This window comes from Rhizobium sp. KNZ14-9A, from assembly GCF_056755015.1.
Genome location: NZ_JBPGXB010000002.1, coordinates 1,345,259 through 1,370,686, shown reverse-complemented (window position 1 = coordinate 1,370,686; position 25,428 = coordinate 1,345,259). Strand labels below are relative to the sequence as shown.

The 25,428-nt window shown below is 60.1% G+C and carries 32 protein-coding genes and 2 pseudogenes; 14 read left to right on the top strand and 20 right to left on the bottom strand.

Annotated elements, in window-relative coordinates; all coding sequences use genetic code 11:
- The first annotated feature begins 35 nt into the window (after positions 1-35).
- On the top strand, positions 36-1,631 hold the full coding sequence (locus ACR9ZQ_RS13170) for a serine hydrolase domain-containing protein (RefSeq protein WP_481428006.1): 1,596 nt from the start codon (positions 36-38) through the stop codon (positions 1,629-1,631).
- Positions 1,632-1,846: 215 nt separating this feature from the next.
- Here ACR9ZQ_RS13170 and ACR9ZQ_RS13165 read toward each other — a convergent pair whose 3' ends face one another.
- Positions 1,847-2,401, bottom strand: coding sequence for an NUDIX hydrolase (locus tag ACR9ZQ_RS13165; RefSeq protein ID WP_481428005.1), 555 nt, complete (start codon positions 2,399-2,401; stop codon positions 1,847-1,849).
- A 147-nt stretch (positions 2,402-2,548) separates the two neighbouring features.
- Here ACR9ZQ_RS13165 and ACR9ZQ_RS13160 point away from each other — a divergent pair, with 147 nt between their 5' ends.
- The gene (locus ACR9ZQ_RS13160) at positions 2,549-3,313 is read left to right on the top strand and encodes an alpha/beta hydrolase family protein (RefSeq protein WP_481428004.1); all 765 of its coding nucleotides are present in this window, start codon (positions 2,549-2,551) and stop codon (positions 3,311-3,313) included.
- 205 nt (positions 3,314-3,518) lie between these two features.
- On the opposite strand, the gene ACR9ZQ_RS13155 is transcribed toward ACR9ZQ_RS13160, so the two are convergent.
- Together ACR9ZQ_RS13155 and ACR9ZQ_RS13150 are read right to left on the bottom strand one after the other, a co-directional pair.
- Positions 3,519-3,968, bottom strand: coding sequence for a DUF4168 domain-containing protein (locus ACR9ZQ_RS13155; protein ID WP_113323522.1), 450 nt, complete (start codon positions 3,966-3,968; stop codon positions 3,519-3,521).
- 300 nt (positions 3,969-4,268) lie between these two features.
- Positions 4,269-5,417, bottom strand: coding sequence for a helix-turn-helix domain-containing protein (locus ACR9ZQ_RS13150; protein WP_481428003.1), 1,149 nt, complete (start codon positions 5,415-5,417; stop codon positions 4,269-4,271).
- Positions 5,418-6,086: 669 nt separating this feature from the next.
- Between ACR9ZQ_RS13150 and ACR9ZQ_RS13145 the strand changes: the two genes are divergently transcribed.
- Positions 6,087-6,287: a hypothetical protein gene (locus tag ACR9ZQ_RS13145; RefSeq protein ID WP_113323520.1), complete on the top strand. Its 201-nt coding sequence runs from the start codon at positions 6,087-6,089 to the stop codon at positions 6,285-6,287.
- An 18-nt stretch (positions 6,288-6,305) separates the two neighbouring features.
- On the opposite strand, the pseudogene ACR9ZQ_RS13140 reads toward ACR9ZQ_RS13145, so the two are convergent.
- Positions 6,306-6,434: pseudogene (locus ACR9ZQ_RS13140) on the bottom strand (IS5/IS1182 family transposase); the annotation flags it as partial.
- A 43-nt stretch (positions 6,435-6,477) separates the two neighbouring features.
- On the bottom strand, positions 6,478-6,951 hold the full coding sequence (locus ACR9ZQ_RS13135; RefSeq protein ID WP_310388541.1) for an Lrp/AsnC family transcriptional regulator: 474 nt from the start codon (positions 6,949-6,951) through the stop codon (positions 6,478-6,480).
- Positions 6,952-7,054: 103 nt separating this feature from the next.
- Between ACR9ZQ_RS13135 and ACR9ZQ_RS13130 the strand changes: the two genes are divergently transcribed.
- On the top strand, positions 7,055-7,588 hold the full coding sequence (locus tag ACR9ZQ_RS13130) for an RBBP9/YdeN family alpha/beta hydrolase (RefSeq protein WP_481428002.1): 534 nt from the start codon (positions 7,055-7,057) through the stop codon (positions 7,586-7,588).
- A gap of 61 nt (positions 7,589-7,649) precedes the next feature.
- On the opposite strand, the gene ACR9ZQ_RS13125 is transcribed toward ACR9ZQ_RS13130, so the two are convergent.
- Complete coding sequence (locus ACR9ZQ_RS13125; RefSeq protein ID WP_481428001.1) at positions 7,650-8,621, bottom strand: quinone oxidoreductase family protein; 972 nt, start codon at positions 8,619-8,621, stop codon at positions 7,650-7,652.
- 82 nt (positions 8,622-8,703) lie between these two features.
- On the opposite strand from ACR9ZQ_RS13125, the gene ACR9ZQ_RS13120 reads away from it, so the two are divergent.
- Together ACR9ZQ_RS13120 and ACR9ZQ_RS13115 are read left to right on the top strand one after the other, a co-directional pair.
- Positions 8,704-9,567 carry a LysR family transcriptional regulator gene (locus tag ACR9ZQ_RS13120; protein WP_310388547.1) on the top strand — a complete coding sequence of 288 codons (864 nt, stop codon included), beginning with the start codon at positions 8,704-8,706 and terminating at the stop codon, positions 9,565-9,567.
- A gap of 11 nt (positions 9,568-9,578) precedes the next feature.
- Complete coding sequence (locus ACR9ZQ_RS13115) at positions 9,579-9,950, top strand: hypothetical protein (RefSeq protein ID WP_310388549.1); 372 nt, start codon at positions 9,579-9,581, stop codon at positions 9,948-9,950.
- Positions 9,951-10,166: 216 nt separating this feature from the next.
- Here the strand turns inward: ACR9ZQ_RS13115 and ACR9ZQ_RS13110 are convergent, their stop codons facing one another.
- A complete protein-coding gene (locus ACR9ZQ_RS13110; RefSeq protein WP_481428000.1) occupies positions 10,167-10,466 on the bottom strand; it encodes an MliC family protein in 300 nt (99 codons plus the stop codon).
- Between the two features lie 176 nt (positions 10,467-10,642).
- On the opposite strand from ACR9ZQ_RS13110, the gene ACR9ZQ_RS13105 reads away from it, so the two are divergent.
- On the top strand, positions 10,643-11,218 hold the full coding sequence (locus ACR9ZQ_RS13105) for a hypothetical protein (protein WP_310388553.1): 576 nt from the start codon (positions 10,643-10,645) through the stop codon (positions 11,216-11,218).
- A 155-nt stretch (positions 11,219-11,373) separates the two neighbouring features.
- Here the strand turns inward: ACR9ZQ_RS13105 and ACR9ZQ_RS13100 are convergent, their stop codons facing one another.
- Positions 11,374-11,577 (bottom strand): hypothetical protein, encoded by a 204-nt coding sequence (locus ACR9ZQ_RS13100; protein WP_310388554.1) that lies wholly within the window; start codon positions 11,575-11,577, stop codon positions 11,374-11,376.
- Positions 11,578-11,589: 12 nt separating this feature from the next.
- Between ACR9ZQ_RS13100 and ACR9ZQ_RS13095 the strand changes: the two genes are divergently transcribed.
- Positions 11,590-11,790, top strand: coding sequence for a hypothetical protein (locus ACR9ZQ_RS13095; RefSeq protein ID WP_310388556.1), 201 nt, complete (start codon positions 11,590-11,592; stop codon positions 11,788-11,790).
- A 77-nt stretch (positions 11,791-11,867) separates the two neighbouring features.
- Here ACR9ZQ_RS13095 and ACR9ZQ_RS13090 read toward each other — a convergent pair whose 3' ends face one another.
- The 7 genes from ACR9ZQ_RS13090 to napE form a co-directional block, all read right to left on the bottom strand.
- Positions 11,868-12,803, bottom strand: a complete 936-nt coding sequence (locus tag ACR9ZQ_RS13090) for an alpha/beta fold hydrolase (protein ID WP_481427999.1) — start codon at positions 12,801-12,803, stop codon at positions 11,868-11,870.
- A 139-nt stretch (positions 12,804-12,942) separates the two neighbouring features.
- Positions 12,943-13,650, bottom strand: coding sequence for a NapC/NirT family cytochrome c (locus ACR9ZQ_RS13085; protein ID WP_113323512.1), 708 nt, complete (start codon positions 13,648-13,650; stop codon positions 12,943-12,945).
- Positions 13,647-14,141, bottom strand: coding sequence for a nitrate reductase cytochrome c-type subunit (locus ACR9ZQ_RS13080; RefSeq protein WP_310388560.1), 495 nt, complete (start codon positions 14,139-14,141; stop codon positions 13,647-13,649). Before ACR9ZQ_RS13080 ends, ACR9ZQ_RS13085 begins: the two co-directional genes overlap by 4 nt.
- Complete coding sequence (napA, locus tag ACR9ZQ_RS13075) at positions 14,111-16,615, bottom strand: periplasmic nitrate reductase subunit alpha (protein WP_481427998.1); 2,505 nt, start codon at positions 16,613-16,615, stop codon at positions 14,111-14,113. Before napA ends, ACR9ZQ_RS13080 begins: the two co-directional genes overlap by 31 nt.
- Complete coding sequence (locus ACR9ZQ_RS13070; RefSeq protein WP_310388564.1) at positions 16,590-16,871, bottom strand: chaperone NapD; 282 nt, start codon at positions 16,869-16,871, stop codon at positions 16,590-16,592. The genes napA and ACR9ZQ_RS13070 overlap by 26 nt, the downstream gene beginning before the upstream one ends.
- A complete protein-coding gene (gene napF, locus ACR9ZQ_RS13065) occupies positions 16,864-17,364 on the bottom strand; it encodes a ferredoxin-type protein NapF (RefSeq protein ID WP_481427997.1) in 501 nt (166 codons plus the stop codon). Before napF ends, ACR9ZQ_RS13070 begins: the two co-directional genes overlap by 8 nt.
- Positions 17,365-17,374: 10 nt before the next feature.
- On the bottom strand, positions 17,375-17,584 hold the full coding sequence (napE, locus tag ACR9ZQ_RS13060; protein ID WP_029868513.1) for a periplasmic nitrate reductase, NapE protein: 210 nt from the start codon (positions 17,582-17,584) through the stop codon (positions 17,375-17,377).
- A 393-nt stretch (positions 17,585-17,977) separates the two neighbouring features.
- On the opposite strand from napE, the gene ACR9ZQ_RS13055 reads away from it, so the two are divergent.
- On the top strand, positions 17,978-18,634 hold the full coding sequence (locus ACR9ZQ_RS13055; RefSeq protein ID WP_481427996.1) for a glutathione S-transferase family protein: 657 nt from the start codon (positions 17,978-17,980) through the stop codon (positions 18,632-18,634).
- A 49-nt stretch (positions 18,635-18,683) separates the two neighbouring features.
- Here ACR9ZQ_RS13055 and ACR9ZQ_RS13050 read toward each other — a convergent pair whose 3' ends face one another.
- Complete coding sequence (locus ACR9ZQ_RS13050; RefSeq protein WP_007818989.1) at positions 18,684-19,157, bottom strand: hypothetical protein; 474 nt, start codon at positions 19,155-19,157, stop codon at positions 18,684-18,686.
- Between the two features lie 287 nt (positions 19,158-19,444).
- On the opposite strand from ACR9ZQ_RS13050, the gene ACR9ZQ_RS13045 reads away from it, so the two are divergent.
- From ACR9ZQ_RS13045 to aac(6'), 3 genes are all read left to right on the top strand, one after another.
- Entirely contained in the window at positions 19,445-20,125 is a 681-nt protein-coding gene (locus ACR9ZQ_RS13045; protein WP_157179644.1) for an LssY C-terminal domain-containing protein, read from the top strand.
- Positions 20,126-20,260: 135 nt separating this feature from the next.
- Complete coding sequence (gene gltS, locus ACR9ZQ_RS13040) at positions 20,261-21,466, top strand: sodium/glutamate symporter (protein WP_481427995.1); 1,206 nt, start codon at positions 20,261-20,263, stop codon at positions 21,464-21,466.
- Between the two features lie 77 nt (positions 21,467-21,543).
- The gene (gene aac(6') / locus ACR9ZQ_RS13035) at positions 21,544-22,020 is read left to right on the top strand and encodes an aminoglycoside 6'-N-acetyltransferase (protein ID WP_405049777.1); all 477 of its coding nucleotides are present in this window, start codon (positions 21,544-21,546) and stop codon (positions 22,018-22,020) included.
- Between the two features lie 25 nt (positions 22,021-22,045).
- On the opposite strand, the gene ACR9ZQ_RS13030 is transcribed toward aac(6'), so the two are convergent.
- On the bottom strand, positions 22,046-22,420 hold the full coding sequence (locus tag ACR9ZQ_RS13030; protein WP_481427994.1) for a VOC family protein: 375 nt from the start codon (positions 22,418-22,420) through the stop codon (positions 22,046-22,048).
- A gap of 68 nt (positions 22,421-22,488) precedes the next feature.
- Between ACR9ZQ_RS13030 and ACR9ZQ_RS13025 the strand changes: the two genes are divergently transcribed.
- The gene (locus ACR9ZQ_RS13025) at positions 22,489-22,938 is read left to right on the top strand and encodes a MarR family winged helix-turn-helix transcriptional regulator (RefSeq protein WP_481427993.1); all 450 of its coding nucleotides are present in this window, start codon (positions 22,489-22,491) and stop codon (positions 22,936-22,938) included.
- A 113-nt stretch (positions 22,939-23,051) separates the two neighbouring features.
- Here the strand turns inward: ACR9ZQ_RS13025 and ACR9ZQ_RS13020 are convergent, their stop codons facing one another.
- A complete protein-coding gene (locus tag ACR9ZQ_RS13020) occupies positions 23,052-23,438 on the bottom strand; it encodes a limonene-1,2-epoxide hydrolase (RefSeq protein ID WP_481427992.1) in 387 nt (128 codons plus the stop codon).
- A gap of 156 nt (positions 23,439-23,594) precedes the next feature.
- Here ACR9ZQ_RS13020 and ACR9ZQ_RS13015 point away from each other — a divergent pair, with 156 nt between their 5' ends.
- Positions 23,595-24,512 carry an AraC family transcriptional regulator gene (locus ACR9ZQ_RS13015; RefSeq protein WP_481427991.1) on the top strand — a complete coding sequence of 306 codons (918 nt, stop codon included), beginning with the start codon at positions 23,595-23,597 and terminating at the stop codon, positions 24,510-24,512.
- On the opposite strand, the pseudogene ACR9ZQ_RS13010 reads toward ACR9ZQ_RS13015, so the two are convergent.
- Positions 24,469-24,696, bottom strand: a pseudogene (locus ACR9ZQ_RS13010) (glutathione S-transferase family protein); the annotation flags it as partial. The gene ACR9ZQ_RS13015 and the pseudogene ACR9ZQ_RS13010 overlap by 44 nt on opposite strands.
- A 310-nt stretch (positions 24,697-25,006) precedes the next feature.
- The gene (locus ACR9ZQ_RS13005; RefSeq protein ID WP_481427990.1) at positions 25,007-25,420 is read right to left on the bottom strand and encodes a hypothetical protein; all 414 of its coding nucleotides are present in this window, start codon (positions 25,418-25,420) and stop codon (positions 25,007-25,009) included.
- Positions 25,421-25,428 lie beyond the last annotated feature (8 nt).

Below are 25,428 nucleotides of genomic sequence, written 5' to 3'. Positions count from 1 at the left end.
TTCCTTGCCATATGAAAATGATCTGGGAGAAACGGATGACGGAAGCCGAACGCGTCGATCAACTATTCGAGGCCTGGAATAATCAAGAATCGCCCGGCTGCGCGGTTGCGGTCATACGCGATGGCGATGTTGTCTATAAGCGCGGCTTCGGCATGGCCAATCTGGCCTATGGCATCGCGATCGGGCCGTCCACTGTCTTCCATTCGGCATCCGTCTCCAAACAGTTCACGGCATTTGCAATCCTGCTGCTGTCATCAGAAGGAAAATTGTCGCTCGATGATGCCGTGCGGAAATACGTGCCCGACCTGCCTGATTTCGGCGCGCCGATCACGCTGCGACATCTGCTCCACCATACCAGCGGTATCCGCGATCATTGGGAATTGCTGGCCCTCGCAGGCTGGCGTTACTCCAAGGACTTGATCACCGACGACGACATCCTCGCCGTCGTCTCCCGCCAGCAAGATCTGAATTTCCAGCCCGGCGACGAACATCTCTATTGTAACACGGGTTATGCCTTGCTGGCACAAGTCGTGAAGGCGGTCAGCGGCCAGTCCCTGCGTGCCTTTACCTCGGCCCGGATTTTCGAACCCCTCGGCATGCGCAATACGTTCTTTCGCGACAACTACGCCGAGGTCGTCAGGAATGTCGCCGACGGTTATGTGAAGACGGAGTTCGGGGTGGAGATCTCGAACACCAATTTCAACACTGTGGGCGCGACCAGCCTGCTGACCACCGTCGAAGATCTCGCGCTTTGGGACGAAAATTTCTACCATTCGCGTGTGGGAGGTCCGGATGTCATCGCAGAGATGCTCAAACGCGGCCGGCTGAACGATGGCAGTGAAATCGGCTATGCCTCGGGCCTCGGCATCGGTAGCTATCGCGGCATAACGATCGTCGAACATACCGGCGGCGATGCCGGCTTCCGCTCCGATCTCATTCGCTTTCCCGAGCAGCATTTCTCCGTGGCGATCCTCGCCAACTTCGGGTCGATCGTACCCAGCAATCTCGTTCGACAGATCGCCGATATCTACCTCGCGGATGTGTTGCAGCCGGTACCAGATCCTGCGCCGAGCGCGTTCCCACAGCCCGACGCGGATGCATTGGAACTGCTCACCGGCTATTACGCCGAGCCGCGACTAGCCGGCCGCGTTGCCCGTCTCGCGCCGCATGAAGGGAAGTTGCTGGTAGGCTATGACATCGAGTATGGCAGCTATGCCCTTGAAGCAGTCGATGATCGTCGTTTCCGCTTCAGCGATTTCCCGAACTATGAGATCGAGTTGGAGCAACAGAAAGGTGAGCCCGCGACCGAGCTGACGTCCTATCTCGACGGCAAGCGCGGATATCAATACCGGCGATTGCCGGCATATACGCCTTCGCCAACAGAGCTTGCCGATTTGGCCGGCTCCTATCGTCCGGTCGAAAACGACATGCCCTATGAGGTTAATGTCAGGGAGGCGCGCCTGGTATTCAAATCAGTGAAGTCCCGAGAAATCACACTGACAGCCGTCGCTCCGGACCATTTTCTCGGTGATGGCGACCGGTTCACCTTCACCCGCGACGGAGACGGCCGGGTGAACGGCCTGCTGATGAACAGCGGTCGCATCCGCAATTTCCGCTTCGACCGGCTTTGATCTGCTCGCTCGTGACATACAACGTAAGCAGGGGAAATTCGTTGCCGCCGCCACGGGCCACGCCTTGCTGTTCAAGCCGGCATTGTGGAAGAACCATCTCGATCATTACATCGATAGTGTTGCGAAGGGGATCAGTCTGCAGAGCTTCTGATATCAGTGACCATCGCAAGGCGCTTTCTCCGACCTTGCCATCTCGCACCGGCGCGCCCTGGCTGTTACTCTAACCGTCCGGCAGCCCGGAGCGCAAGGAGGATGGACGACACGTGAAGAGCCTGCCCGATCAAGCCGGCCTGCAGCCCATCCAGCACCTCCGCAATGGGAAGGGCATGAACGGTCAGGCCCTCCTCGCCCGCATCGAGGCGTTGCTGATATTTTTGCTCGGCGCCGGTTGCGAGATAGGTGTGAAGACGGTTCGTGTGAGAGGCCGGGTTCGGATAAAGCGTGCTGATCAATTGCCAGTTCTGGGCAATGTAGCCGGTTTCCTCTTCCAGTTCGCGACGGGCTGCCTTTTCGCTATCCGCGTCCCGCTCGTCGAGGCCGCCTCCCGGTATTTCCAGGAAGAACTTGCCGGCCGCATGTCGATATTGGCGAACAAGCAAGAGGCGATCGTCCGGGGTGATCGCAACGATATTGATCCAGTCGGGATAGGACAGCACGTAATAGGGAGAGATCGTCACTCCACCTGAAGTCAGGCAATCGTCGGCCCGCAAATTCAGCCACCGATCCTGCAGGATCGTCCTGGATTCAACCACCTTCCAGCCATCGTCCATTCGAAAATTCTCCCGTTTCGAACTCTCCGATTCCGAAGACTAGTTCAATGCACGCCCGTCGGCCATGGCACATGCCTTGCGAAATTCATTGCAGTTTTCGAATGGCCTGTGGGAGTTTGCGTCGGCGGAAATCGGGCGCGAATCCAGATGGCGACAGCTCTCACCAGGCTTGAGAAATATTTCATTCCCTCCGGCGAGCCAGATGCCCGACTGGAAATTGTTGCGGCCAGGCCCCGGCACGAAGGACCATATCCGACCATCGTCTTCAACCATGGTTCTACCGGACGGGGCCACAATAAGTCCCTCTACTCAAGGACGGTGTCTCCGGCTGTCGTGGCAAACCATTTCGTCGAACGGGGCTGGATGATCCTCTTTCCGCAACGCCGGGGTAGAGGCAAATCAGGCGGAGACTATGGCGAGGGACTTGCTCCTGATGGTTCCGGCTATTCCTGCAATGTCGAGATTGCGGTTGCGGGCTTCGAGCGGGCCGCTGAGGATTTGGATGCTGTCGTGCGCCATCTGCGCGAGCGGCCTGATGTGGATCAGAGTCGACTTGTCATCGCGGGCGTCTCGCGTGGCGGCATCCTGTCGATCGCATATGCAGGCATGCGCCCGGCTATCTTCCGGGGCGCTGTCAATTTCAACGGTGGCTGGCTCGGCCGAGGTTGCGCCAACCATGAAATCGTCAACCCGGCCATCTTCGAACGCGGAGCATCGGCCGGGATTTCGACGCTCTGGCTGCATGGCACGCATGACCAGTACTATCGGATTGAGCACTGCCGGGGAAATTTCGAAAGGTTCCGCTCGGCGGGCGGACAGGGGAAGTTCATTGCGGCGGCCGCCGGCCATGCCCTGATGTACAAGCCGGCATTGTGGTCGAACCATCTCGATCACTACCTGGATAGTCTGTAACCGATGTTCTTAGGCCGCCAAGCAGGGATGTAGCTCCTCCCTTTGTTGACGCGATGTACCAAAGGCGCAAAGCGATACTCAACGGCGATCGGGGGGAGCCAGGCCAGGATGGCGCTGACCTTGCCCCAGTGATTGCCCCAGTGATCGAGGTGTACTCCTCGACGTAATCCTCTCCGATTTAAGGATTATGCAGAAGCGCGCAACCCTATTGCTGCTGCTGCGCCGGCGGCGGGGTGCCGATCTTTTCCAGAACCTTCTTGGCGAGAGCCGGGTCGCTCTGTGCTGCCGTCAGAATCGACGAGTATTCCTCGACAGAGATGCCGTTAGAGGCTTCGACGGTGTCGACCATCTGCTTTTTGGCTTCATCCTGCAGCTTTTGCTTCGCAGCCTCGTCCTTCGTCGCGCCGATTTTGGCCGAATATTCCTGCCTGACCTTGTCGACCTGCTGATAGGCAACGGCAAAGGCCTCGATTTTCTGATCGCTGACAGGGGCGGCTGCACCATTGTCTCCGGTCTGCCCCTGCATCGGCGCCTGGCCCTGCGCCGGCGGCTGCTGTTGCGCCTGGGCCAGATCCACGGCGGATGCCGGGCTGAGAGCAAGCAGGCTGAAGACCGCAGCGGTCATCGTTGCGACGGGTGTGTAACGAGTGATCATAGTCATTCCTTTTCACGTGCATGATTTGATCGGCAGCAGGACCGCCTCGGTCGATCGCTCAGCCGCTTGAGGCCGGCGAGGTCGCAACGATGGACCGTTAAGAGGGCACGGTGCGGCGGTGGCGAGGCAATTTGCTGACGATTGAGCGGCAGCTTTGTGACCATCGACATCCCGGCCCGGCGCGGATAAATCCGGTGCTAGTTGACGAGGCTGGCGTTCTTGGAGGTCTCCCGCCGGGAAGTTGCATCCGGAGGTGGATCTCAGACTTGGCTGAGCCAAGGCCTCCACCATGACATCGGATCAGCCTGCAAGCGTCAGCCAATCGCCGATCGTTGTCCCGTGATGCCGTGTGGAACGCGCAGCCGGAACAGCCGGGCGCTCGGTTGCCACGGTTCTTCGGATTTCACGCGGGCTCAATCCGAATTCGTGGCTGAAAGCGCGCGTAAAATTGGCAGCGACGACGAAACCGGCGGCCTCCGCGATCTCGGAGATTGGCCTGTTATCGGCCGGGTTGCTGAGATCCGCATAGGCCTGCAGCAGCCGCCGCTTGCGGATATAATTCAGAACTCCCCCGCTCGCTTCGAACAGCTGGTAGAGCCGCGTGCGCGAGATGCCCAGGGCGCGGCAGATGGAGTTGGGCGTCACATTGTCTGATTGCAGGTTGAGGTGAATGTAGCGATGCGCCCGCTCCATCATTCCCATACTGCCTTGGACTTGACCCGTATCCGACCTTATGGATGAGGCAGCACTTGCAACGACCATGTCGGCGATTGTTTGTATGATCCGCGGCACCTCCCCAGCCGTCAGGTTGCCCAGCTTCGTTTCCAGACCGGCGATATAGCTGACGAGCAATTCAGCCAGGCTACCGGACAGAAGCGTATTGTTGGCACCCTGGAGAAGGCTTGCATCCACGGCCAGCAATTCATAGGGCAGGAAGACGAGCACGGCGACGCAATCGGTCATCCGCCCGCGATAGGGATAGCTGAGAGATCTGAAAAATACCTCGCCGGCACCGGTTTCCGTAACGTGACGGCTGACCTCGGTCCAGATCCGGCCGCTGCGAAGCAGGCCGACGTTCCAATGGTCTATCGGGCTCGAACGGAGCATGGATTGATCGCGGATATAGCTATGCGCCTGTGTGTGCTGCTGGACGATGAGCACGCTGCCGAGATGCCAGCCGATCTGTTCGGCAAGAAACCCGTCGTCGGGTGATTTTCCATCCGGCAGATGGACATCCACGAGCGGCGCCATATGCGCACGCCAGGCCTGGAACTGGTCTTTCGCCGGCAGATCCCTCGTCGAGAAACGCAGGGGCACCAGCGCAGGCGCGACATCCTGAAGTCGCTCCTTCTCCATGGCCGGTTCGCGCGGCCAGCGCCGCCGCTCCAGATGGGCCGGCCATGCCTGCCCCGCAGCGGGGTCATCTCCAGATCCAGAACCCGTAGCCATCCAATCCCTCCAGCGTGCCAATCGATCCGACCGGGCCGTTGAAATTGAGAGTGAACAATCGTTTTTGCGGCAAAATCGCCGCCAGAAACCGCCCTAGCCGGGAATCGGCAAGCAGCCACCTCCATAAGTTGTTTATCATAATCCCTTTGGATCAGAAATGTACGCAACGATAATTTTCAGGACGCGCGGATAACGACAATTGCGTCCCATGGCTGTATTTAAATAAGCACGGTTAATTCCCGAATGAGAACGGAATAGACCAGAATACTTCACCTGCCAGCGCCCCATAGAGACGGAGCAATTCCAGGTGAAACGGCAAGAACTCAAGAAAAAACACGATAATACGAGAAGGTAGTCGTGAACTACCCGGGAAATATTCGTGCGTTTTCTGCATAAGCTTCGGCCCATTGCAGAGACTCTTCGTCACACAACCTGCAGCCGCCAAAAAGAATACTTATAACCGGCTGCGGAGGCTTCCTTGATCACTCAACTGGGGGAGGATTGAGGCGATCGTTAGCAAGGCCAAGTGGGACGAAGCGAGGGGTTGCGCGCAAATTCAGGCGCCATTGAGTCGATGCGTATGAGCCTGATGCTGACGCGCAACCCCATTCTATCGAACCTGGAGAATTCTGATGCGAACTGCCCTCTTATGGGCAAACGGAGGCTAAGATGATCACGACGGAAGACCAGAACCACATCGAATTGAAACAGACTTCGAACTGCAGAAGGGACGTCGAAATCGCAATGATGGGAATGCTCACCAATCTGCAGAAACACGGATGGTCAGCAGCGGAATTGGCACTGGCGCTTGCGGATGCCTCCGAAGAGCTCGTCATGCTGATCGCCAGCAAAACGGTGAGATCGAACTAGACTGCAGTGACGAATTCGTCATGTAAGCCACATCATTCTGCTGGCGAGCTTGATGAAGCCGGGGAAGTTGGCGGCGAGTACGTCGTATCGCGTTGCGATACGACGCCGCTGTTTGAGCTTGGCAAAGAAGCTCTCGTCGCGCCATCGCCCCAGCTTTCGCTACGGCACCTCTATCGCGATTACTGCGAAATCAGCCCTTCATCATGAGCTCGCGCCCGATCCGTTTGCTGGGCTCGCTGCGTAAAACGATCGCGGTGTTGACCGAGCCGTAGCGGGCAACGGCATCGACGATGCTTTCCAGCTCCGCCGGCGACGGCACGATGACTTTCAGGTGAAAACAGTCTTCTCCCGTCAGCCTGAGAACCTCAATGACTTCAGGCATTTCCGAAAATTGCTTCAAGCAAGTCTTGATATATTCGTGCGTGGTGCGCAGGCGGATGATCGCCATCATTCCAAGCCCGACCGAAGCAGGGTCGATGACAGCCCTGTAGCCGCTGATGATGCCGCGTTCTTCAAGCCGCTTCAGGCGTTCCGATGCTGCCGGCTGCGAGAGGCCGACCCTTCTCCCAAGTTCGGAAACGCTGATGCGCCCGTCGCCTTGCAGGGTTTCGATCATGGCAATGTCGGTTGGATCGAGCTCGGCACGACTATCGAATTTCGCCATCGACTTTGAATCCATCGGTTTGCGACGAGTTTTTCCGATGAATGCCAATTTATCCACTCTGAGTAAACGGTCATGTTGGCGCGATAATCACGAGAGGCCAGACATGACCGAAATCATCCATCTGCCGGGTATCGGCAATTCCGGCGAGTTCCATTGGCAAAGCCGTTGGGAGAGCGCCGATCCCTCCATCCGTCGTTTCGACCCTGCGAACTGGGACGAGCCGGATCTTTCCGACTGGATCGCGGCGCTGGAGCAGGCCGTGCATGCCGCGCGGACGCCACCCGTTCTCGTGGCTCATAGCCTCGCCTGCCTGCTCGTCGCACATTGGCATCAGGTTTCTGATCTGCCGATCAATGGGGCAATGCTGGTCGCCGTGCCGGATCCGGCGTCTCCGGCTTTTCCCTCAGAGGCTGTAAGCTTCGCAGAGGTACCCCGGAAACGGTTTCGATTTCCGTCTCTCATCGTGGCAAGCACCGATGATCCCTATGGTTCGTTGCCCTATGTCGAGACACGGGCTGGGCAATGGGGAAGCGAATTGAAGGTGATCGGTGCGGCTGGCCACATCAACGGCCAAAGCGAACTCGGCGATTGGCCGGAAGGCCTGGCGCTCCTGAGAAACTTCGCAAGCCGCCTGTAACCCGCGTCGCCTCTAGAGAGGAATGAGGTGGCGACGCCCGCCACCCAACCCTCGGCAAGCATCACGGCAGGAGCAATATGCTGCCGGCCGACCGCCCGGTTTCCATCTCCTCATGCGCCTTCGCAACCTCCGCCAAGCCATATTCCGCAGCGATCTCGCAGACGATGCCCCTTTCCATCGCGGCGATCGCAGCCTCTGCCGCCTCGCGGTATCGTCCGACATCGGCGCACCAGGCCATGATGCTCGGATGCGAGAGCGACTTGCCGGGCCGAAGCTCTTCCACGGCAACGGGCGGAATGGGGCCGGCGGCCTGGCCGATGGTGATCGCCGTGCCGAAGGGGCGCACGGCGCGGATGCTCTTCAACAGCATGTCGCCGCCGATACCGTCATAGGCGACATCGACGCCGTTTCCGCCCGTCAGCCGCTTCACCTCGGCGACGATATCGGCCCCTCGCCCGATGATCAGGTCATCGGCGCCATAGGAGGTGGCAAGGGCCGCCTTTTCGGGCGAACTGACCGTGCCGATGACGGTGGCTTCGAGCGATTTCGCCCAGCGCACGAGAATGCTGCCGAGCCCGCCGGCGGCGGCATGGATCAGCACGGTGCTGCCCCGCCCGACATTGGTGACTTTCCTCAGGAGCATATAGGCCGTCATGCCCTTGAGCAGCGAGCTTGCTGCCACCTTGGCCGATACCGCATCGGGAAGCGCAATCACCCTTTCGGCCGCGATGATGCGGGTGGAGGCATAAGCGCCGGCGGGCGGTCCGGCATAGGCGACGCGGTCGCCCGGCTTGAAGCCCGAGACATCGGCACCGACCTCTTCGACGACACCCGCGGCCTCCACGCCGATGACGGCGGGATAGGAGGGCAGCGCATAGAGGCCCTTGCGGTGATAGATATCGAGGAAATTGGTGCCGACCGCCTGATGGCGGATCTTGACCTCGCCGGGACCGGGGAACTCCGACGGCTGATCCTGCAGCCGGAACTGGGAGATGTCGCCGGGGGCATTCAGCAGGATGATCTGGTCGGGCATCGGTCGTTTTCCTCTATGGAGCAACTTGATGCAAGCAAACTAGCCGATAGCCTTATGTGTGAAAATTCCCTATTGTCGCACAATGATTGGGAAAGAATTCACACAAATAGACTGGGACGACCTGAGGCATTTCCTGGCGCTGGCGCAGGCAGGAACCTTTCTCGGCGCCGCAAGACAGATCGGCGTCGAGCACGCGACGATCAGCCGGCGCGTCAGCGCCCTTGAGAAAGGCCTTGGCCGCAAGCTCGTCGACCGCCGCGGGCGGCGCATCATTCTGACCGCGGATGGTGAGCAGATTGCCAGGCACGCCACCCTCGTCGCCCAGCAGATGGCAGCCATCGAGCAGCTCGGCCGGGCGAGCGCCACGGAGACGCGCGGCCATGTGAGGATCAGCGCCCCGCCAGCGCTTTCGAGCGTGCTTCTCGCAAAGCCCGTGGCCGCCATCAGGCGTGAGCATCCGGGCGTCGAGATCACGCTGGTGGGCGAAAAGCGCCTCGCCTCGCTGAACCGCCGCGAGGCCGATATCGCCGTGCGCATGTCGCGCCCCGAAGATGGCGATTATGCCATCACCAAGCTCGGCGAAATGGCCTTCCACCTCTATGCATCGAAGGCCTATCTCGAAACCGTGCCGGAGGCGCAATGGACCTTCATCGGCTATGACGAAGGCATGAATGCCTCGCCGCAGCAATTGCGCCTCTTCGAACTCGCCGCCGGCCGGCCGATCGCGATCCGTTCATCGGTTCTGGAGTTTCAGGCCGCCGCCGCAAGGCTTGGCGGCGGTGTGGTGTTGCTGCCGGATTTCGCGGTTTCGGGCATCACTGGGCTAGAGCGCATCGAGGATGAAAACCCGCTCAGGCGGGAAATCTGGCTTGTCGTGCACAATGAGATTAGGGATATTCCCTCGGTGCGGGTGGTGATGGAAGCGTTGAAGACGGTGGCGTGGTGAGAGGCTGGCCGATGAAATGGGCGATCGCATTGCTTCTGGCCCTGCTGCCGGCCACAGCCTGGGCATGTCAGGGCCTGATCACCTATGATCTAGCAAATCCTGGCGCCGATCCGAGGGCACTGCGTGGCGAATACTGGTATTTCATCGGCCGTATCGTCGCGGTCGAGGAAATGGCTGGGGCCGATACCGATGCCGGCGTCGGGGCCACTGTCACATTCGAGATCCTGACCGATTACCGCCTGCAGAACAAGGCGACTGCGATCACCGCCTATGTGCTGCGTAGCTCGTGTTTCGGCCTGCCGAAGACCGGAACTGTCGGAAAGTTCGGGATCGATGATCGCAGCGGCAAACCGGTCCTCGTCCAAACCAGGTTTAGCTTCTGACATCGAAATCGGCACTCAATTCGCTACTGGCGGCGAAATCCTCACTGCGGAAGGGCGCCGCGAACAAGGGCGGCCACCGCCTCAACGAGATTGACCTGCTCAACCGGGCGATCGTCGAGGTGGAGGCCGGCATGGCTGTTGCCAACTGACCGCCCTGCCCCGGAAGCTGATTGCGGGAAGGCGCCCTTTCGGGCGCCTCTCTTATTGCATTCCGGATTACTGCACGTGACAGCTGGTCGACCGTCCAGGCACTTCCAGCTGGGCGTCGTTACCCTTGATCCAGAACAGCGCGGTCCCGTCGGTGTAACGCGCACCCGAACCGGAGAAGCCTTGCGGCAGGCGGAAGGTCTGCCCGTCCGTGGTGATCAGCGCCTCGTTGCTCGCAGTCAGGAAACTTGTGGTGACACCCTTGCCATCGTCGCAGCGATAGATCACGCCCGTCTTGTCCTCCGCAGATACCGGAGTGAGGCTCATCAAGAACACCGCACCTGCCAATGCCAAAATACCATTCTTCATTCTGCTCGTGCCCGTCTCCCTCGGTTGGAACATGTGTGAGGCTATCAGCAGATGACGGCCGTGGCTTCGACGTCCGTTCTGGCAAAGCCTGCGGCCCCAAGGGCACATTGCCACCTGATCGCAGATTTCATACCCTGTGCGGATGTTTTCGTCGCGGGCTCACGTCAAGGCATGCGTTGATCAATGTTTTACATGCAGCGTTTGAGCTTGAGAGAAAGCGTTTGAGCGTGCGACCCTATACCCTGATCTCATGGTCCGTCGTTTCCTTCTTTGCGATCGTTATTCTGGCCTCGCTGCCTACGGCCAGGGGACGTCAATGGACCTCGGTATTGCCGTCAGAATATAATATAAATCAGCGGCAGGCCCACGGTTCGACGCAACTGCCGGATGGTGCCGGAGAGTGCGGAGCAGTGATTTATCAATTGTCTTGGTCGCAAACCCAGGACATCCGACACAATGGCATCGCAGCACTACCGGCTGGTCTGAAAGGGCCTGATGGATTGAAGTATGGGGACTGGGCAAATACCCCGGTGCCCAAGGATATTCTCGAGCGATATGTTCTGAATACCGCCCATCCTCCGGTTGGACTGGATTGCAGCGGCGGGACCTGGGAAAAGGAGTGGCGCGCCAACGCCCAGAAGGCAGGCAACTACTATTCGACCGATGGCAAGGCCCTGATCCTGTTGCAGGTCTCGCACCTGCAAGACAATCTGAACAATCTGGCAGCGGTGGGATATTTCTATAATCCCTAGAGCCATCGCCTGGCGTGCGAGCTGACTGGCATTCGATGGCGACATCGATGCACCTCCGGAAGGATTCTCTGCCGCGACAGGCTCGCCGCCGTCAAAGCTCCCATCTGGCCAGAGCTAGGCGCGCTGCGACCTGGCTCGGCGCCCAGGGCTGACGGTCATTTTTCTGCGTGAGCGATGGCGAAAAATGGCACCGGCTGTCGAATTCGCGCCCGCTCGCGCGTCTTCTTGACAGAGAGCTCAAGGAGAACAGCCATGAGGATTTCCATTACCGTCTTTGAACGCTCGCCGCCCTTGCCATGTTTTTGCCACCACCCTGACATGTATTCTTTACAAATAACACCTACCATAGGTTCGGACATGGAGGACCTGCGATGAATGAGATGACCGCATCGGACATGCTGAGGGATCCGCTGATCCGCCAGATGCTGCGCGCCGACAGGATCAGCCTTGCGTCCTTCGCGACCCTGCTCGATACCGCCAGCCGGCGGCAGGCCCGCCGCGCCGGCGAAAGCGTTCCTCCCCAGCCTGCGGCTCCGCAGGCCCGGAGCAGCGAGGCTCTTTCCTCCGTTTGACATCCCCATGCCCGACCAGGGCAGGAACTTTCGGCTCGCCTTAGCCAGGCGGGTCTTTTTTTGCGCGGCCCTTCGGGCTAAGCCACCGCAATTACAGGCTGGCTAGCCTCCCCGGTTTCGTCAGACGTCTTGCCCGCAATATCGGCAGGCGTCTTGCCCGCAAGATCGCAGAGCATCGTCAGGGCCAGATCGGGCGCGACATGGTGCGGCATGTGGCCGACATCGTCGAGCAGTTCGACGGTGAGCGCCGGATGCCGCTCATGGAGCCAGTCGAGATGCCAGCCGGGGTCGATGATCCGGTCTTCGCGCCCGAAGAGAACGGAGACCGGCAGATCGGCAGGCAGGCCCTCGGGCGGCTGCATGTCGCCGTTGAAGGCCCAGAGCTCCTCGGCCATGGTGGCGATCGACGCGGCATTGACCATATGCATGGCCGGCAGGGTGGAAAGCTCTGCTGTCACGGGATTGGGATAGGACGAGGCGCGCAAGCCGCGCTCGAGGAAATAGGACGACCAGCGGGCAATCACATGCTGGCGGATGACCGGGCCGACGAAGGGTGCCACGGCGCTGCGCAGCACGATGAACGGCTTGAAGGGAACGGGCCGGCAGCAGGGCGAGATGAGAAACAGGCCCTTCAGGAGATCCGGCCGGCGGGCGGCCAGATGCAGTGCTGCCGCACAACCGATCGAATGGGCGGCCACCACGACCTTGTCCAGCTCCAGCGCCTCAAGGAAACGCTCCAGCCAGAAGGACTGGCCACGCGGGCCGCGCTCACCGGCGGGCAGTGCCTGGCTGAAACCGTAGCCCGGCCTGTCGGGCGCGATGATGTGTAGGCCGCTGCCCGAAAACGGCATCATCACCTCCTCGGCGATACTGCCGCAGCCATGCAGCAGCACGACGGGATTTCCATTTGCGCCTCCACTTTCGAGCATATGGATCTGCTCGCGACCGGTTTGAATGATTTTGCCAACCTGCGGGGAGACGGTCGGTGGAGGGAGAGGCTGGACGTAGATCATGCCGGGCCAAACGCAAACGCCGGAAAAACGTTCCCCCCGCCCCTGAAAATCAGGCCGCTTTCAGATGGTTAGGGCACCGGACCATCAGTCGGACACCTGCCCTGCCCTCCTCAGGATATTCCGGCAAAGGCGGCAGCCGTCAGTAATCGACGGCCACCGCATCCGCTGTGCCGAGATAGGCCGCGAGTTTGGCCCGCTCATGCCAACCAGGATCGGCATTCCTGCCCATCAGCTCCGCCGGAACCTTCCAGCCCGGATCGACGCCTTTCATGTCAGGAAGTTCATGCGCGATGCCCTTGTGGCAATCGATGCAGGTCGCCTTGCCCGGGAGCAGGTATCGCGTGTGGATGTCAGCGGCGCGCACGGTCTGTTTCGTCAGGTCCATAGCGCCCATCGAGTGGCAGTTCCGGCATTCCAGGCTGTCATTGGCCTTCAGCCGCGCCCATTCGTGCTGGGCAAGTTCCAGCCGCTTGTCGAGGAACTTCTCGCGCGTGTTGATCGTCCCGAATATCTTGCCCCAGACTTCCTTCGACGCCTGCATCTTGCGGGCGATCTTGTCGGTCCATTGGTGCGGCACATGGCAGTCCGGGCATGTGGCGCGAACGCCCGAGCGGTTCGAGAAGTGAACCGTGCGGCTCAGCTCCTCGTAGACATTCGTTCGCATTTCATGGCAGCCGGTGCAGAAGGCCTCGGTGTTGGTGGTCTCCAGCGCGGTGTTGAATGCACCCCAGAACATGACGCCGCCGACGAAGCCGCCAAGCGTCAGGAAAGCCAGACTGAGTGTCGTTGCCGGCGAGCTCAACAAGCGCCAGCACCAGAGTACTATCGCCTTTATCTTGCCGATCATTGCTCGCTTCCCGCAGGTTTGAAGCCCAGCTCGCTCATGTCCTTGAAGCTGTTCGGCACCAGGGGCTTCGCATCCGCCTGAGGCACGTGGCAGGCGGTGCAGAAGTATCGCCGAGGCGAGACGTCGGCCAGCATCTGCCCTTCGCGGGTCATGAAGTGCGTAACACTGATCATCGGCGCGCCGGAGCCTTCGGTCAGCTCGCGGCGATGGCAGGAAAGACAGCGATTAGCGTTCACCGTCAGCTGGTAGCCCTCGATCGAATGCGGGATGATGGGAGGCTGGTCCGGATAATTCCGCATCTTCCTGACGTCATCGACGACCCATTTGGGAACCGGCTTCGCCTCCTTGCTCTCCATCGGATTCTCGTTGCCCGACAACGAGGGCACCATCTGCGCCACGGTGACGGTGCCTGTGAACAGGAGAAGGGCGACGGCCGCGATCGCCCAGACGCGCCTTGATATTAGGCGACGGGAAGAATCTTGACTGCGCATTTTTTGAAATCCGCTTGCTTGGAGATGGGGTCGGTGGCGTCGAGCGTGACCTTGTTGATCAACTGGCTGGCGTCGAACCACGGGACAAAGATCACGCCATGCGGCATTCGATTGCGCCCACGAATTTCCACGCGGCTGATGATCTCGCCGCGCCGCGACCGGATCCGGACCTCCGCCCCCTGATTGATGCCCATTTTCCTGGCGTCGTCTCCGTTCATGAAACAGCGCGCGCCGGGAAACGCCCTGTAGAGCTCGGGAACACGCATCGTCATCGAGCCTGAATGCCAGTGTTCGAGAACACGGCCCGTCACGAGCCAGAAATTGAACTCGTCATCAGGCGACTCGGCGGGCGGTTCGTAGGGCACCGCCAGGATGACCGCGCGGCCGTCCTTCTGCCCGTAGAATTTCAGCCCCTCGCCTGGCTTGACATAGGGGTCGTAGCCTTCGCGGTAGCGCCAGCGCGTCTCCTTGCCGTCGACGACCGGCCAGCGCATGCCGCGCACCTGATGGTACATGTCGTAGGGCGCAAGATCGTGTCCATGCCCGCGACCGAACTCGGCATATTCCTCAAACAGCCCCTTCTGGAGGTAAAAGCCGAAGGCCTTGGCCTCCCGGTTCTCATATTCGGGCGAGACGTCCGACAGGGGAAATTCGTCCACCTTTCCGTTCTGGTAGAGCACCTGGTAGAGCGTCTTACCCTTGTATTCCGGGTTCTTCGCGAGGATCTCGGCAGGCCAGACCTCGTCGGTCGTGAAGCGCTTGGAGAATTCCACCAGCTGCCAGAGGTCGGAGCGGGCTTCGCCCGGAGCATTGACCAGCTGGTGCCAGACATGCGTGCGCCGTTCGGCATTGCCGTAGGCGCCCTCCTTCTCCACCCACATGGCCGCCGGCAGCACCAGATCGGCGCTCATGGCGGTGACTGTCGGATAGGCGTCCGAGACGACGATGAAATTGTCCGGATTGCGATATCCCTTATAGGTCTCGTTGCTGGTGTTCGGCGCGGCCTGGACGTTGTTGTTGACCTGCACCCAGTAGAAATTCAGCTTCCCGTCATGGAGCATGCGATCCTGCTCGACGGCGTGATAACCGGGCTTCTCCGGAATCAGCCCGCTCGGCACCTTCCATATTTCCTCGGCATGCTTGCGGTGCTCCGGATTGGTGACGACCATGTCGGCCGGCAGGCGGTGGGCAAAGGTGCCGACCTCCCGGGCCGTACCGCAGGCGGACGGCTGTCCCGTCAGCGAAAACGGACTGTTTCCCGGCTCGGAAATCTTGCCCGTGAGCAGATGCAGATTGTAGACCATCTGATTGGCCCAAACGCCGCGGACATGCTGGTTGAAGCCCATGGTCCACAGCGACATGACCTTGGTCTTGGGATCGGCGTAGAGTTCGGCGAGCTGTTCCAGGAAGGCGCTGTCGACGCCCGAAAGCTCGACCGCCTTTTCGAGCGTATATTCGGAGACCATCTCCTTGAACGCCTCGAAATCGATCGGCTCCATCTTGGCGGCGTCCGCCACGCCCTTGGCCTTCATTTCAAGCGGATTGTCGGGCCGCAGGCCGTAGCCGATGTCAGTCGTCCCCTTCATGAACTTGGTACGCTTGTCGACGAAGTCCTGGTTGACGCGGCCGGTCTGGATGATGTGGTTGGCAATGTAGTTCAGGATCGCGAGATCCGTACCCGGCTTGAAGATCAACGGGATATCGGCAAGGTCCATGCTGCGATGCGTGAAGGTGGACAAGACAGCGACCTTCACATGCTCGTGCCCGAGCCGCCGGTCGGCGACGCGCGTCCAGAGGATCGGATGCATCTCGGCCATGTTCGAACCCCAGAGCACGAAGGCGTCTGCGTTCTCGAAATCGTCGTAGCATCCCATCGGCTCGTCCATGCCGAAGGTGCGCATGAAAGCCACCGCTGCCGAAGCCATGCAGTGACGCGCGTTGGGATCGAGGTTATTGGAGCGGAAGCCCGCCCGCATCAGTTTGGTCGCGGCATATCCTTCGAAGATAGTCCATTGGCCGGAGCCGAACATGCCGAGTGCCGTCGGCCCCTTTTCCTTCAGCACGCGCTTGGCCTGCGCCGCCATCACATCGAAGGCCTCTTCCCAGGTAACGGGTTCGAACTCGCCGTCCTTGGCGTAGACGCCGTCCCGCTTGCGCAGGAGCGGGCTCGTAAGCCTGTCCTTGCCGTACATGATCTTGGAGAGGAAGTAGCCCTTGACGCAGTTGAGGCCGCGATTGACCTCGGCCTCCATGTCGCCATGGGTCGCGACGACCTGGTTCTCCTTCACGCCCACCATGACGCCGCAGCCGGTGCCGCAGAAGCGGCAAGGCGCTTTCGACCATTTGATCTCCAGTGCCGCCACTCCGCCGGGCACCGACTGTGCCGAGGCGGGCGCGGCAAGGCCTGCGGTCGCAGCGGCGATTGCCGCCGCCTGCGCCTTCAGGAGATCACGCCGCGTGAGTTCGGTCGTCATCGATCGTCTCCTCTATTTCCAATGCCTGTTCGAAAACCATGTGGGCGGCGAGCACGCCGTCCATCCCCGAGATGCCGATGAGCGTTTCCCCGAGCACGCCGGAATGCGGCCCCTCGATCACGACGACGATCTTGCCCGGTCCCGTCGCGTGAACCTCGACCCCTTCGATTGCAGCGAGACGCGCCGCGACATCTTCGGTCAGTTCCGGGCGCGTGATGACGACGGCACTGGAGACGTGATGCCGGCTGTTAGACATGAGCAGCCTCCGGATGATGGGGCTTCATCGTGATTGCATCGGCCGGGCAGACCGAAATGCAGGCGCCGCATCCCGTACATGCCGCCGCATCGAGTTCGGGAACGAACGGTCCGCCGAGCCGCGGCCGAAACCGGATCGCGCCGGCCGGACAACAATCACGGCAGGCCTGACAGTCGACGTAATTATTGGCCAGGCATCCATCGCCAATTGCCGCATAATGGGCAAAGCCGCCTGCAGAACCGGCCGGAAAGACATTCTCGGGACATCGTTCCGCGCACTTGCCGCAAAAGGTGCATTCTCCCTGCCGAAAATCCACGGCCGGAATGCCCGAACGGATCGAAATGATCTTCGTGGGACAGGCATCGACGCAGGCGCCGCAGCCCGAACAGTTTTGAACGGATGTCTCACTCGCTCCGGGAGGCAAGATCCTATCCAGATCCTCCGGGAATTTGCCGGTCAGAAAGCCACGTCGGGTGCGCGTTGCGAGAACCATGAACCGATCCTCACTCTACCGAGGCTGAAGGCGCGGGCTTGACCTCATGAGGTCCCGGTGGCCCATTAACGATCTGGTACATCCAGACCAGGAAGCCGTAGCCGCCGACGACCCCGACAGCGACGACGGGCCAGATGCCGAAAGCGAGCACGGCGAAGGTCAACAGCTCCCGCCGGCGCTTCTTCCTGAACTCTCCGCCAGTATCCGTGATTTGAGCCACAACGCCTCCCCAGAGTTGCTGACGCTACTGGTATAACCCCTTAAGCGTGTCCAGCCAATCTCCATCTGTTATCGCGACTTGCGCCAGCGCTTCGCGATCGGGAAATCGGCTATGCGAGAACGGTGTATCGCACGCCTGCCCGGCAGTCCTTGACAGAGATCAAAGCAGGCAGTCGACGGATTGAATCCACCGAGCGGCCGACCCGGCCTTGCCGGACCAACGCACCCTGCCAGGCCTCGTTCTTTGTGACCGGCACGCGCTATCGTTCCAAGGGTGAGCGATGGCGCACGGTCGGGCTACGCTTGGCCCGCGCGCGGGGATTATTTCCATCATCCCGCTGTCGGATTCCCGCCCGCCCGCTCGTCTTCCAGACGGACAGGAAGGAGAACGATCATGACGATTACCATTACCGCCTTTGAACGCTCGCCCGATCGCGGCAAGGGTCTGGCGCGTGACATGCGCGTTCGCTGGGCGCTCGAAGAAGTCGGGCAGCCCTACGAAGTTCGCCTTGTCTCGTTCAAGGCGATGAAGCAGGCGGCCCATCTTGCGCTTCAGCCTTTCGGGCAGATTCCGACCTATGAGGAAGGCGATCTCACCCTCTTCGAATCCGGCGCGATCATCCTGCATATCGCCGAGCGCCATGCCGGCCTGCTGCCGGACGATGCCAACGCCCGCGCCCGCGCGATCACCTGGATCTTCGCCGCCGTCTCCACGATGGAACCCGTCATCGTCGATCGCGAAACCGCCAGATATCTGGAGGGCAAGCAGAGCTGGTACGAAGAGCGTCTGGCCTACGTCAACGACCGCATCCGCAAGCGGCTCGGCGAACTCTCCGCCCGGCTTGGCGATGCCGACTGGCTGGACGGAAACTTCACCGCCGGCGACCTCGAGATGGTCTCGGTGCTGCTGAGGCTGGAGGGATCGGCCCTGCTGGACGAATATCCCAACCTCTGCGCCTACATCGCACGCGGGCAAGCGCGGCCCGCATTTAAGCGCGCCTTCGAGGCGCAGAAGGCGGTATTCCTGGCTATATCTGCTGGCGGGCAATAGTCCTGATAGGGTCGATGGGCGGCGAAGCCGTTGCAGAGCGCGGCGAAATCTACAGGAAAAATCGCCCCTCGGCTTCGTAGCCTTCCGGTTTTGGATCAGGAATCGCATGAAGCTTTTCCTTCATGTCAGCCCGAAGATAGGTGTCGAATACATAGTGTTTGCCATTTCCCTGAAGATGCTTCCCGGTTTTCCGTTCAAGCCAGGCGCTTGCGGTCGCGCCTACAAATTTCGGGTAATGGACTTTCTCGGCTAAGGGCCTGCTGTGACCGAACCGCTCGCGTGCGTTTCCTGAGCATTCGGCTTGAGGGTGTTTCGAGTGGTCGTAGTTCCACCAAACCGAAACACGCAGCTCGCCGAAGCTGATGCTTTCCCAGAGTACCACGGACGGATGTCCGGCAATACCGGCAAACAGGTGACCATCCTCGTCGCTTGGACCATCATCGGGCGGGGCAGCAAGGGATATCCTGCCCTGCTTAATTGCCTCGTTCATCCCTAAGACCAGCAATTTCCGGTAGCTTTCCATGAGCCCCTCGCCTGATTATCTGGCAATACCTTGTTCATAGACTCGGTTGAGGTGGTGGCAAACGACCGACCGACCTGGGAGCACAAAGCTGTCCTAAAAAATCCGGGCTTCTATGTTCGCTTCGGGCCGAAAGCTAGCGAAAGCCTTGACCGCTTTGCGCCACAAGCGGTCGGTGGCAGTTGCTGCCGAAGCCAACTGCAAATTATGAATGTCGCCGCCGCATGTTCGGCGTATGATCCTCCCTGGCAATCGGGGGATTTCCAATGCTTCATCGCACGAAAATCCGCATGGCGACGAGCACCGTGGCTGCCCTGCTGTTCACATATTTGCTGCTTGCCTATTTCGTCATTCCCGAAATCTGGATTTTTCACGATGCCGACCGCGTTGCCAAGGTTGGCAACATGGTCACGACCACCGAGCAGGGTATTCCCGGCGACCCCATCAATGTCGGTCTTGTCGGTTCGAAGGAAGAGGTCATCCGGGCGTTCGCGGCTGCCGGATGGGATCCTGCCGATAAGATTACCTTGCGCACATCGATCGATATCGGACTAAGCGTGGTGCTTGATCGGCCTGATCTCGATGCGCCGGTCAGCCCACTGCTTTTTGAGGGCAGAAAACAGGATCTGGCTTTCGAAAAGCCCGTGGGCAAAAGCGCCGACGAACGCAACCATGTTCGTTTTTGGCTGACCGAACAAACCGGCCCAAATGATCGCCCGCACTGGCTGGGCTCGGCAAGTTTTGATCGGGGCGTCGGCTTCAGCCACGATACCGGTCAAATCACGCATCATATCGGCCCTGATGTCGACGCAGAGCGAGACCTTGTCATCAGCGATCTTCTCAAGGCCGGGCAACTTTTGTCGAGCTATGAGATCAATGGCATCGGACCGACCAAAGACGGTCGCAACGGAGGCGGCGATCCCTATTTCACCGACGGAAAGGCTCTCGTCGGCGTGCTTCGAAACCAGTAGCAGGCCGCAGAAGCCAGGTGCGAGATGGTGTCCTGGGAGCAGCGAGGGACGAAACAATATTTTCACTGGTTCAGTCAAAGCGCGTGTGTCAGTGTTTTGCAACCGACAAGGCGCGTCTGGCGGTGAAGGTGGCACATGTCGACAATACAAGTCCCGGGACTGCTGTCGTTCACCATAGCGATCCTCGTGTTCTTCGCGGGCGCGAACCTCAATCGGCTCATCCCCGCCCTCACCCGCTGGAGCATCCCGGAGGCAGTCACCGGCGGGCTCCTGGCAGCGTTCGTGACGCTCGTCGCCTATGAGTTCCTTGGCATGGAGATCAGCTTCGCGCTTGGCGCTCGCGACCTGTTGCTGCTTTACTTTTTCACCGGCGTTGGCCTGAACGCGCGGCTCTCCGATCTCCTTGCCGGAGGCAAGCCGTTTCTCATCCTGCTGGCCGTCACGCTTGCGTTTCTTGTGATCCAGAACCTCGTTTCCAAGGGGGCCAGCGAGGTGCTCGGTCTTCCACAAGGCATGGCAATCCTTCTCGGTTCGACCTCGCTGATCGGCGGACACGGCACGACGATTGCCTGGGCTCCGATCGTGTCGAGCCGTTTCGGCCTCACAAACGCTCTCGAAATCGGCATCGCCAGCGCAACGCTCGGCCTGGTCGTCGCCAGCCTCGTCGGGGGACCGATCGCACAGTATCTGATCACCCGGAATGGCTTGAGCGGCCCCAAGGACGAGGAGTTGACGATCGGGGTGCCGCGGGATTCTGCTGGTGGCCACGAAGACGATGTCAGCTACATCAGCCTGTTGCGCACATTGCTGGTGACAAATATTGCGATCATCATTGGCTACGCCCTGCACGAGATTATCCTCGAAGCCGGGATCAATCTTCCGCTGTTCGTCGTCTGTCTGTTGAGCGCCATCGTGATGACGAACAGCATTCCGATCCTGGCGCCGCGCCTGCCTTGGCCGACGCACACCCGAGGTCTCGCGCTCATATCCGATCTCTCGCTGAACATATTCCTGGCGATGTCCTTGATGAGCATGCAGTTATGGGGCCTGAGCGGGCTCGGCCTTTCGCTCGCGATCGTGCTGGCGGTGCAGACGCTTGTGGCCGTCGTCTACATCATCCTGGTCGTGTTCCCGGCCATGGGGCGCAACTACAATGCGGCGGTCATTTCCGCCGGCTTTTGCGGGATTTCGCTCGGAGCTACCCCGACGGCAATAGCCAACATGACGGCGGTCACCAAGATCCACGGAGCAGCGACCATCGCGTTCATCATCCTGCCGCTCGTCTCCGCATTCTTCATCGATCTTGCAAACGCAGCAGTGCTTGGGTTCCTTGTTCGGTGATTGGTCCCGCGGAAATATCGTCGTGAAGCGTTCTGCGCACTCACTTGTCGCAAAAACTGTCGCTTTAATTGGGATTTTTGCGACAAGGAAGGAGCCGCGATATGGAATCGATTATTGAGATTGGGACCATAAAAGATGTTGAGCCATGGGCGCAGCTTCGCATTGCGCTATGGCCGCATCATTCACTTGAAGACCATTGTGCCGAGCTGGTTCGGTCGTTTCTTTCAGGAAATGGAAAAGCAGCCGCGTTCATCGCTCGAAATGATGCGAATGAAGCTATCGGGCTTGCAGAGGCCACTTTACGTCATGATTATGTGAACGGATGCAGTAGCTCACCAGTCCTGTTCCTTGAAGGGATCTATGTCCGGCCCGCTGACAGGCGAAGGGGTATTGCGCGGTTGCTGTGCAACGCGGTTGCCGAATGGGGAAAATCGCTTGGATGCGTCGAATTTGGCTCCGACGCGCCGCTTGAGAACGCAGCCAGCCATGCGCTCCATGCTGCATTAGGATTTGCGGAGACCCAGCGCGTCGTGTTCTTCCGAAAAACCCTGTAGTCCGTCTTGCCCTTCCGGGGCCGTTTCAGTCACTTGTCGGAAGGGTATGCGCGGTTATCGTATAGCCAAATGGATCGACGAAGGCGAAATAGCGTCCGAAGGAACCGTCCTTCGGCGGGAAAGCTATCCGCACGTCGCGCTCGCACAGATGAGCGTGCAATTCGTCAGCGTCGTCGCAGCCAAACCAGATCGCGATGCCAACCCCTAGCTTCGCCGTGTCGTCAAAGTCCTCGATCGGCGTGCGGACGGCGAATGGGATGGGGTGCGTTTCGAAAACAACCGCACCTGGAGGGGCTTTTGCCGATGGCGTAAGCCCGACAATGTCCCGATAGAAGCTCCGTGCGGCGTCCAGATCCTTTGTCTGTATCCCGATGAAATCCGGTCCAATGAGGCGAGGCATGAGCTATCTTTCCTTTTTATACCTGACGCAGTATCGTCAGGGCCCTGATATAATATAAGGACCCTGATATGTCTAGCCTGATCGATCCGCCTGTTGATGACACCTACCGCTCGCTCGGATATGCGCTGAAGCGGGCGCAGCAAGCGCTGCGGGGCCATCTCGACACCGAACTTAGAAACATCGGATTGACGACCCCGCAATACTCGGTGCTGGCGGGGCTTGAGGTCAGCGCAGGCCTGTCAAGTGCGGAGCTCGCGCGGCGGGCCTTCGTAACACCGCAGACGATGCAGTCCATCATAGCGACACTCGAACGGGACGGCCTCATCAAGCGAATGGCCCACCCGGTACATGGGCGGGTCCTTACGACCGAACTGACGCCGGACGGCCGGTCGGCCTTGCGTGCGGCCCACGAGATTGTCGCCAACGCCGAAGGCCTGGTCCGAAATGCCGTTGCACCCGATGATCCCGAGATCATCTATTCAGCCTTGCTGCGGATAGCAGAGGCCATGCGGGACTGATTAAGTGACGGAATTGGGGCCAGTGAACGAACCCGCTGCGCGGGAGGGCGCGCGCGGTTGAGTGCGGAGACAACAATCTCCGCACTCAACACCATCGTTCGCAAGCTGCCGTGCTAACCGGCAGAGAACTTCTGGACGGCGGTCACGTCGAAATAGTCCCGCCACTCGACAATCTTGTCGCCTTCAAGCTCGAAAATTCCCATGATCATCACGCGCCCGATTTCACTGCCGTCGGCACGCTCGAACCGGTCAAGCCTTTCGGTGAGAACGCGGGATCCATCGGCGGCAATCGCGAGCATGTCGATATGGACCGTGGAGATGCCCATCGAGGTCTCCAGGCCATCGATCATCGCAATGGCCTCGTCGGTACCCGTCGTGACTGAAACGCCTTCGTTGACCCAGCGCGTAGCGGGTGTGAACCAGCGGCGGACGGCCGGTCGTCCACCGTCTTCAACGAACGTGGCACAAAAAGCCGATACAGTTTCAATTGGGGTAGGCATGGCAGTTTCTCCTGGACCATCAGAAGCCCCGATGGCCTCTGTCTTGGCCCGATAGTAGGATTTGAACCCCAAGGCCACGATGCCGAAACTTCCGCCACTCTTGCCTGATTTTCCGGAATGCTTGATAGAAGTGGGCAATCGGATTAGGGTGGCTCCATGAGCGAACTCGACACAATACGCGCCATCGCAATGCGCCACGCTGGCCGTCCGAGTCTTAAGTTGCCACGACTGTTCGCCTACACTCTCGACCATACGACCGAGGTCGATCCACTGATCTATGATCCTGCGGCGTCCGTGGTGATCCAGGGCACACAGCGCATGTTTATCGGCGACAAGATGTTCGAGTACGGACCCGGTCAAAGCATGATCGTCGCGGCCGAGATCGCCGCGTTGGGACAAGTCTGCGAGGCGTCGCCAGATAGGCCGTTTATCGCCATCGGTCTGTATCTGGACCCGGCTCTGCTGTCCGACCTCGTCCTCGAGATGGCAGCGATGCCGGAGTTGCCGATAGAATCGGGATACGGCGTCAGCACCGCGAGCGCGTCGCTTCTCGGTGCTTGGGGGAGATTGGTAGACCTACTCGATCGCCCAACCGAAATCCCGGTCATGGCTCAGTCTCTGGAGCATGAGCTGATGTTTCGGCTGCTGATGGGGCCGCACGGCGGCCTGCTCCGTCAGATTGCTGGGGCTGACTCGCGCCTGATGCACATTCGAAAGGCCATGGCCTGGATCCGCGACCACTACACCGAGCATCTCGATTTCAAGGCGGTCGCGGCACTGGCAGGCATGAGTGTATCCGTTTTTTACGACCGCTTTAAAACTGTCGCCGCCGTCAGCCCGCTCCAGTATCAGAAGTATATCCGGCTTCACGAGGCCCGCCGACGCATGATCGCGAACCAGGCAGGTGCAGCCGAAGTTGCGTTCGCCGTCGGCTACGAGAGTGCCTCGCAGTTCAGCCGCGAGTATAGGCGTCTGTTCGGAGCGCCCCCAGGTCAAGACAGCATGCGAGCGAAGGCTGGCTTGGGGGGCATCAATTCGCCAAAAGCGCCTGGTGCGCGGCCAGATGTTGCTTGAACCGATGACCGTAGTCCCGACCCACCGCCGCCACAACGCTCTCTCGTAGAGCCAAAGCCTTTGGCCATCGCGTGACGCGCGGGAGACCCTGAAGTATCGTCTGTGTCACGCCCGGGTCGATGAGATCGAAATACCGGAGGAGAGGCGCGAACATCGCATCGACCATGCTGAACGTCGAACCAGCGAAGTACGGCCCCGCTCACCATCCCGCGGTCATCGACTCGCGGCAACCCGCGCCACAGCGGGAAGAACGGCGATTTGCGCACCACCTAGCGCTCGCTCAAACCGGTGATTTCGATAGGTTCACCTGAGCGCCTGTCACCATAATGCTTGAAGGACAGCTTTCAAGAGCTTCCACGGATGTTCCGAACGACCGAAATGCGGGCGCAAAGCGGTCGTCTACGCCGAGATCGCCAAACGGCCGCTTCGGGCTGAAAGGCGGCCGACGCCCTTGGCCGCGTCGCGCCCATAGCTGACGTCGCGCCGGACGATTGCTAACGGTCAGCAATGCGGCTCGATGCCAAGCCGCATGCCGCACACCAGACGCCCAGCGCGATGTGGGCCGCGACAACAGGCCAGAAAGCGATGCCGGCGATGCCGTGGCGAATCCATCCAAGAATGAGTATTGCGACCACGGCGAAGTTGTAGAACAGCATCGCTGTCACCAATCCCTTGGCAGCCTTGCCTGCCAGGTCATCCCGCGCAAGCCAGCAGGCGACGGCCAGGCTCAGCACGGCCGCTCCGGCGACACGGGCGGCCGTCATGCCGGCAGGCGTGTCCGGCGCGGCCCCGAGCAACACTTGAACCAGGAGCGCTGGTGCAATCAGCAATGCCAGTCCCGTCGCGGCTTCGACCACGCCCGTTACCGACAACAGCAGCCTGGCATTTGCAGCCATCGTTCCAAACATGCCGCCCC